This window comes from Fusobacterium sp. SYSU M8D902, assembly GCF_040199715.1.
Lineage (GTDB): Bacteria > Fusobacteriota > Fusobacteriia > Fusobacteriales > Fusobacteriaceae > Fusobacterium_A.
This window is the reverse complement of the sequence record NZ_JBEFNA010000045.1, coordinates 1-7,868: the sequence shown is the minus strand read 5'-3', so window position 1 is coordinate 7,868 and position 7,868 is coordinate 1. Positions and strand designations below refer to the sequence as shown.

General features: G+C 24.2%; 7 protein-coding genes. All 7 read right to left on the bottom strand.

Annotation, left to right across the window (positions count from 1 at the left end):
- Window positions 1-224: 224 nt before the first annotated feature.
- A complete protein-coding gene (locus ABNK64_RS10715; RefSeq protein ID WP_349764365.1) occupies window positions 225-1,529 on the bottom strand; it encodes a radical SAM/SPASM domain-containing protein in 1,305 nt (434 codons plus the stop codon).
- Window positions 1,530-1,718: 189 nt separating this feature from the next.
- A complete protein-coding gene (locus tag ABNK64_RS10710) occupies window positions 1,719-3,311 on the bottom strand; it encodes an ATP-binding cassette domain-containing protein (RefSeq protein ID WP_349764364.1) in 1,593 nt (530 codons plus the stop codon).
- 158 nt (window positions 3,312-3,469) lie between these two features.
- Window positions 3,470-4,171 carry a hypothetical protein gene (locus ABNK64_RS10705; RefSeq protein WP_349764363.1) on the bottom strand — a complete coding sequence of 234 codons (702 nt, stop codon included), beginning with the start codon at window positions 4,169-4,171 and terminating at the stop codon, window positions 3,470-3,472.
- A 369-nt stretch (window positions 4,172-4,540) separates the two neighbouring features.
- Window positions 4,541-5,128 (bottom strand): hypothetical protein, encoded by a 588-nt coding sequence (locus ABNK64_RS10700; protein WP_349764362.1) that lies wholly within the window; start codon window positions 5,126-5,128, stop codon window positions 4,541-4,543.
- A gap of 189 nt (window positions 5,129-5,317) precedes the next feature.
- Entirely contained in the window at window positions 5,318-6,673 is a 1,356-nt protein-coding gene (locus ABNK64_RS10695; protein ID WP_349764361.1) for a CCA tRNA nucleotidyltransferase, read from the bottom strand.
- Window positions 6,674-6,700: 27 nt separating this feature from the next.
- A complete protein-coding gene (locus ABNK64_RS10690; RefSeq protein ID WP_349764360.1) occupies window positions 6,701-7,258 on the bottom strand; it encodes an RNA 2'-phosphotransferase in 558 nt (185 codons plus the stop codon).
- Window positions 7,255-7,731: a hypothetical protein gene (locus ABNK64_RS10685; protein ID WP_349764359.1), complete on the bottom strand. Its 477-nt coding sequence runs from the start codon at window positions 7,729-7,731 to the stop codon at window positions 7,255-7,257. The genes ABNK64_RS10690 and ABNK64_RS10685 overlap by 4 nt, the downstream gene beginning before the upstream one ends.
- Window positions 7,732-7,868 lie beyond the last annotated feature (137 nt).

Genomic DNA, 7,868 nt, shown 5'->3' with positions numbered 1-7,868 from the left:
TAAAAAAGCCAAAGAGATTAAAAAATCTCTTTAGCTAATTTTAAAACATATGGCTATTAAGTTTGCAACAGCCCCTTCAAAATAATTTAAAAATTAATAATCAAGAGATGATAAATACACAAAATTATTTACACTCTCATTTTTTTATTCGTTTTTATTAAAAAGAAAATTTTTTTCTCTTAAATCAAAAATAAAATCTAAAATATCTCTATAGATCACTTTATTTAAATGAATATCATTATCAGAGTTATAGTCTTTTTTATTATATTTATAATATCTTCAACAGTTTTTATCCCATCTATAAGATTCCAAATATCAAACCCAATATCTTCTAAAATATATTTATCTTGATTATAAAAATCTATTATTTCTATTTTATCTTTTAATGTATTTATTCGTAAATTATCTTTTTTAGAAAAAGAGGTTTTTAACATCAAAGATTCAATTTCAATAATTTTCTTTTTGGCATAAAGACATTCTTTTACATTTGGATTATTAATATTATACAACAAAGGACAAGGGTAACAATTATAATTACATTCTTTACAAGGATTTAAAATATTATAATTTTCTATATTATGTGCAAAATTATAAAAATTAATAAAATAATTTGATTCTATTATTTCTAAAAAATTATTTTCTAGTACATTTGGTGGATTAAATCCTTTTAAATATTTTTCTTTAATAAATTTTCCCATAGTTGTTCCTACTGGACTACAAGGTAATATTGTTCCATCTGCTATTATATAAAATCTACTATTTCCTCCCTTACACCCTAAATTAGTTGTTTGTATTTTTATTCCATATTTTTTAAAAATATATTCTCCTAATAATTGTCTTGCATCAATATATAAAGAAAGGCCAGTTGTATTATTTTTGTAATCTGAAATTACTCTATCAATAACACTAAATTTTTCTTCTTCAGTCACTCCTAAATTACTATAATCTTCCTTTGCTTTTCCTTCATTAGTTACATATGCTAAAGTAACCCCATCTATTCCTAATTCTTCTCCAAATTTAATTAAATTTTTAGCTGAATTAATAGACTTTTTAGTTAAAGTCAATGCTATTCCTATAATAATATTTACATTATTCTCTTTTTTATATTTAACCATAGTTTTCAAATTCTCTATAGTCTTATTAAAACTTCCATTTCCTCTAATATAATCATGGCTTTCTTGGTCAGTTCCATCCATACTTATTGATAATGCTGTTAATTCCAATTGACACAATTTTTTAAAAATTTTTTCATCTATTAAAGTTCCATTGCTTACCATTGTTACTTGTAAGTTATTTTCTTTTGCTTTTTTCAAAATATATTCTATATTTGAACATAAAATAGGTTCTCCTCCTAATAAATGTAATGCTGTTGCATTCATTTTAATTAAAGATGAAAGAACTTTATCTATATCTTCTTTAGATAATTCATTATATTTATTTTTTCCCCAATATCTTTCTTCATTATAACAATGTTTACACTTTAAGTTACATTGACTTGTTATATCCCATAAAGCTATTCTTTCTATCATAAAAGTTTTCTCCTTTAAAATTAATATTAAAAGGACATACCTAATGGTATGTCCAAAACACAACTACTTAAATATTTTACACATTCCACAACCACTATGACTTAATAAACTGTGTCCATTAATTAAAATGTTCTCTTTTTTTTTTAAAATCGGTTTTGAATACTTTTTCATAATATCCTTCCTATTTTTTTAATTGATGAAAATATAGTTATGTAGTTGCTTCTTAATATAATTATTGTGATCAACATAAACTCTTATTTTATTTTGCTTTATTAAAAAACTTTCAATATTATTAAAAATATTAAATAAATTATCATTATCTATTCCAGCAGAAATTTCATCAAATAAAAATATATCAGCTTCCTTATTTGCTAAAGTTCTTGCTATTTTTATTCTTGTTTTTTCTCCTCCAGATAAAGTTCCTCCATTTTTTCCTATATTTTTTTCTTTATATCTAAAGTCTAAATACTCTAAATTACAGATTTTTAAAATCTCTTTATATTCATTTTCAGTAATATTTTTACTTCCAAGTAATATATTATCTTTTAAACTCATATTAAAAATAAAATCATCTTGCATCATATATGAAACTTTAGGAAAATAATTTACTTTTTTGTCATCAAAATAATAGTAAACCTCTCCTATTTTAGGTTCTATTAATCCTGAAATTATATTTAATAATGAACTTTTTCCTTTTCCACTTTCTCCAAAAATCCCAAATGATGAATTTATAATTAAATTAATGTCAGATTGTACTATATTTTCACCAAATTTAATAGTTATTGCTTTTAGTTCTATCTTATTAACTTTTCCATATATTTTTTCCTTTTCTTCTGGAAAAATTTTGATTTCTTCTATTCTTTTTAAACAATTTAAAATTTCTATAATTTTAGGATAAAGCTCTATTAGTTTTAAAATAGGATCTGTTAATAGATGGTTATACATCAAAATAGCAGTTAATTCCCCTATTGTTAAATAATTTTTTTTCACAAAAATAGAAGCTATTATTAAAGTAATACCAAAAGAAATAATAAAAGTTATATCTGAAAAAAAGAAATTAATACCTTTTAATTCCGCTTGTTTTATCTTAATTTCTTGTAATGAAAAAGAATCTTTTTTTATTTTTTCTAAAAAATCTTTTTCAACTTGATGAACTTTCAAAGTTTTTATTCCTAATATTCCATCATTAAATAATCCTAAAACATTTATTAATTTTATTTTTGATACAGAAATAATTAATTTTATTTTTTGAGATATTTTATTAAGTATTAAAATTAATATTAATACTGGAGGGAATACATAAATAATTAACAAAAAATTTATTCTACTAAAAAAATAAATTCCAAATAAAAATGTAAAAAAAGATAATATTATCTCTGAATATAAAGTTATAATATTTTCCCCTACTTTTTCTGAATCTTCTATAATGGACAGAGAAATAGATGAAATATTAATTTTATTTAAATATTCAAATTTAACTTTTGAAAATTTTTCAAACATCAAAATTTTCAAATTTGTTGATATTTTAGCTTGATTATTTTCAGAAAACCACTTTGAAACTGAAAATAAAAAACTCTTAAAAGTATTTACAAGAATAAAAAAGAATCCTATTTTAATAATCTTATAAATATTTTCTTGATTAATATCAATATTAGAAGTACTAGCTAAATCAATTATTTTTTCTATAAAATAAATTGGTAGTACTCTAAAACATGAAATAAAAAGCAATAAACCAAAAAGAAATATAAATACTTTTTTATTTCCTTTAAAAAGATTTACCATATATTGTCCTCTTATTAATTCTTTTATTTCCATAATAACATATTTTTACCTAAAAAAACAACAAAAATTATATATTATAAAACGAGAATTTCATAGCTCTTATTTTTCAATTAATTTAGGAATAAAAACATGAAATGAAAACAGATGATTCATAAATTTTAAGTTTTCTTAGAGATTTTTTCTAAAACTGCTTTTTTCTTTCTCTGCCTACTCCAATATATTCCTTTAGCAATTTTATAACTACGCATATCTAATAATTTTAATATCTCGTGAATAAAATCTATTCTTCTCATGTCTTTTTTTTCTTCTTCTGTCATGTCATCAAATATATATCTGTCCTGCATTTGCCTATAAATATACTTTTTATGACTTAATGGAATATCTGAATATTTTTCATATCTTCCTAAATTCCTTATTTTATTTCCTGCATACTCCCGCCATTTATAAACTGTTTTTTTATCTAATTTAGTATCTCTAATACATTGTGCCTTTGTTCCAAGTTGATTTTTAACTCTCCACTCAAATACTACATCTTTTTTTTCTTTTCTTCCATTCCCTTGACGCCAATCTCTTCCCTCTCTTCTACATCTTATATCTCTAATAGCTCTTATTTCCTCTAAATGATAAACTTGTTTCTGATAATTCCTTTTGTTAGCAGGTATGGAAAGTCCTGTTATTCTTTCAATATCTTTACGGGGAAAAGTTATATAACTCTCTTTATAAGCTCTTAGGGCGTCCTCAATATCTTCTTCTGTAAAATGGTTATCCTGATTAACTGTCTTTTGTTCCATTTCTTCCAAGAATGAGTAAGCGTCTTTTTTTAATTCCTCATATGGAATATTGCATTTTGTGGCGTACATTGACAATGTCATCAAACAAAAATATCTATGTCCCTCTTGAACTTCCTTATTTGATGTAATTTTTCTTTTCCACCAATCGTATAAATCTCTCTTAATCTCCCATTTTTTCCTAGTTTTGTCGCCTTTTACGATTCTACGTTCATACCACTCAGGGTATAACTCTTTAGCTTTGGCTAAACTGATTCTTTTTGGTTTATAGATAACTCTTTCTATTTGTAATATTTCTTCCTCTGTTAACTTAATATCATCATCTAAACGTCTATTTAATTCCCTAATATCATAAAATGGAATATCATAATTAACATAAGCCTTAACTCTCTCCCCAAATTTTGTCTGTGTTTCAGGAACTCTAAAGCCTTGAAAAATCCCTTAATATTGCCTAGTCTGTTTTGAAGTAAAACTACTCCAAACTAAATCTATTAGCCCATATTTAAGCCTTTTCATCAAACCCTTAATATTATCAAACAAAGCTATTGGCTCTTTCAAAATATAATACAAATGCAACCTATTACCCGAACTAACAATTATATTTGGTGAATAGATACGTCCATTACTAAACTGCTTGAATAAGCTACCAATATGTTTTTCTTCCACTCCGTCCAAATCAATAGCAATAGCATATAAATACCTGGAATTATTTGCTGTTCTATTTCTTCCAATATAAGTAATTGGACTCATCACAACAAATCTTCTATCCTTAATTTCCTCTAAAAACTCTAAGTTATTAAATACCATAAAAGTTCTAGTTTTCCCTGTATCCAATATTTCACACATAATACCATTATATTTATGATTCTGATAATCTCTATCCTCTCCCTCTGTTTCAAATGGAAGAACATCATCTCTCTCAAAGATATATTGAATAAACTCATAGATATCTATTTGAGAATAATTTAAGAATGGATTAAAAACTATATAACCATTCCTAAAATTAAATAAATCCAACTGTCTACTCATAATAAACACCTACTAAATTTAAATGAAAAATACCACTCTCTTGATGAGCTTGATAACTTGATTTTATCTTGATTTTTTGTTGAAAACTGAGCATGAAAAACACCACAGGGGGCGTTATATTATCTATCTCGCTAAAAAATAAAACTTGTTTCAATTTTTTACTTTCTTTTTAACTTACTCTCTTCATTCTTATTCTTTCTTAGATATATAATTTTCTGCAAGTTTTAGTAATTCGTTCCTATTATTAAGCTCTGGTCTATTTAGTACCTCATTTAACAAAAACTTCAAAATCTCTCCAACTATTTTTCCCTGCTTTATATCCAGATATTCTAATATCTCTTTTCCATCTATTTCTAAATCTTTTATTGAAATTGGGAGTTTATCTTTTAATATTTGATATAAGTAGATTTTCATCTTATCAATTGATGTGAAATCATATGGTGGAGTATGTGCTATTTTATCAGCTTCTATTACCTTTATAAATCTATAAATATCCTCTTCTCCAAATCTATTTAACATCTTTTTTACATAATAACTATCTATTTCAGATCGATAAAATATATGATACTTTATAAGTTTAACTACTCGTTCTATTGTTTTATTATCATATTTTAATCTTTTTAAAATAATCTCTGCCATTTCAGCTGATATTTTTTCATGTCCATAAAAATGTCCTTGTCCATCTTCTCCAATAGTGAAACATCTTGGTTTTCCTATATCATGTAATAATAATGCTAATCTAGTTATCAAATCTGGTTCTACACATTCAACAGCTTTTAATATATGCTGATCAACTGTATATAAATGATGTTTATTCCTTTGCTCAAAATTTATTGTAGTTTCCCATTCAGGAATAATTATAGTTAATATCCCTGTTTCATTCATAAGTTGTAAGATAGAATATATATCTTTAGATTCCAATATCTTATTAAATTCATCTCTTATTCTCTCAAAAGAGATATTCTTTAACAATTCTCTATTGCTTATAACTTTACGAATATCACAATCATCATAAGCATTAAACCCTCTTGAAATAAATCTAAAATATCTCATAATTCTCAATGGATCTTCTTTAATTCTTTTATCAATCTCACCTACAAACTTAATTCTTCTATTTTTTAAGTGATCAAGATCCATTTCGTTCAAATAATATATTTTTTCACCATCATAAGCTATTGAATTTATGGTAAAATCCCTTCTTTTCAAATCTTCGTATATATCATTTGTAAATTCTATCTCCTGATTTTTCCTATCTTTAGGTATTCCCTTATCCTGTCTCATTTTTGCTATTTCATAGTCTATCCCATTTATATTTATTTGAATTATTCCAAAATGTTTTCCTATCTCTTTTGGATTATACTCTTTAAATATCTCTAACAATCTATCATACTCAATATCTGTTACAAAATCACAATCTTTAGGTTCATATCCCACTAGACTATCTCTAACATAGCCACCTACAATATAGCCTTGTCCATATTGTTGTAATTTATTTAAAATGAATTGAATATTATTGTCAATTTTTATACTTATTTTTCTATTCACTATTTCCTCCAAAAGATTTTTACTATTTTAATAAATAATTTTATTCCATAAAATATATTTACTTGGAATATCATAAGTTAACCAAACATTATTCTCAGATAGGTAAAATTTATGTCTAATTTTCTTTAATCCATCTATATCTACTGGTAAAATGACTACTTCACCATGTCTTTTTCCAACATTTCTAGCAGTTTCAATGTCCATTGATAGATGAACATATTGTCTATTCATTTTTAAAATTCCTTTTTCTTTTATACTTTTTAAAAATCTGATAGCTGTTCCATGATATAGAATTTTTGGTGGTGTCATCTCTTTAAGATTTAGCTCTACTTCTATGGAGTGTCCTTGACTAGCTCTGATTTTAGTTTTATCTTCATTGAAAGAGTATCTTTTCTTATTATTTTCTCTGACTATTCTTTCTAAAATTTCCATATCAATATATCTTTCAGAAAGTTTTACTTTTTCTATTAGTTCATTTACATCAGCCCAACCATTTTTATCTAAAGTTATCCCTATTGTTTCAGGTTTGTGTCTAAGAACAAGACTTAAAAATTTTCCAAGTTTTATATCATCTATTTTTTTCATAACTCCCTCTCTTTATAGCTTTCAATTTTTCTCTTTGGAAGTTTTGCTCCAATATTATTTAAAATCTCCCAAAAGTTTCTATAATCTTTTGAGGATATAATATAGTTTTTACTTTCCATAGTTATTTTTATTCTATAATAATAAATCCAAAGTTTTGGTATATGTTCACTTTCTATAAAATCAATCTTTTGTATATCTTTTTTCTGTATTCTTATCTCTCTTCTCAAAATAGGATAAAATAATATCAATTCATAATGAGTAATTTTAAGAGTTTTATAAAAGATAAAATCTCTTATAAATATAAAACTATAAAAAGTTCCTAATAAAATAGTAAAAACAATATAACTATTTTTTGAAAAGGAAACTCCTGTTTTTAGTCCAAAATAAACTATAAAACAAGAAAATCCTATAAAAAAACTGTCTACTATTTTAGATAAAATATTTATTTTGCTTTTTATCTTATAGTTTTCCATAAAACTCTCCCAGTTAATATAACTATCTAATTCTTTTATTTTGAGTGTAAAACCTCTTTTTGTGTTTTGCAAGTGAATTAATAATGTTTTGCCACTTAAATTTGAAACAAAATCCATTGTAAATTTTTATTGACTAG

Bases quoted from the DNA above. Each gene is read 5' to 3' on its own strand.
- ABNK64_RS10715 (WP_349764365.1), bottom strand. From the start codon at position 1,529: ATGATAGAAAGAATAGCTTTATGGGATATAACAAGTCAATGTAACTTA.
- ABNK64_RS10710 (WP_349764364.1), bottom strand. From the start codon at position 3,311: ATGGTAAATCTTTTTAAAGGAAATAAAAAAGTATTTATATTTCTTTTT.
- ABNK64_RS10705 (WP_349764363.1), bottom strand. From the start codon at position 4,171: ATGTACGCCACAAAATGCAATATTCCATATGAGGAATTAAAAAAAGAC.
- ABNK64_RS10700 (WP_349764362.1), bottom strand. From the start codon at position 5,128: ATGAGTAGACAGTTGGATTTATTTAATTTTAGGAATGGTTATATAGTT.
- ABNK64_RS10690 (WP_349764360.1), bottom strand. From the start codon at position 7,258: ATGAAAAAAATAGATGATATAAAACTTGGAAAATTTTTAAGTCTTGTT.
- ABNK64_RS10685 (WP_349764359.1), bottom strand. From the start codon at position 7,731: ATGGAAAACTATAAGATAAAAAGCAAAATAAATATTTTATCTAAAATA.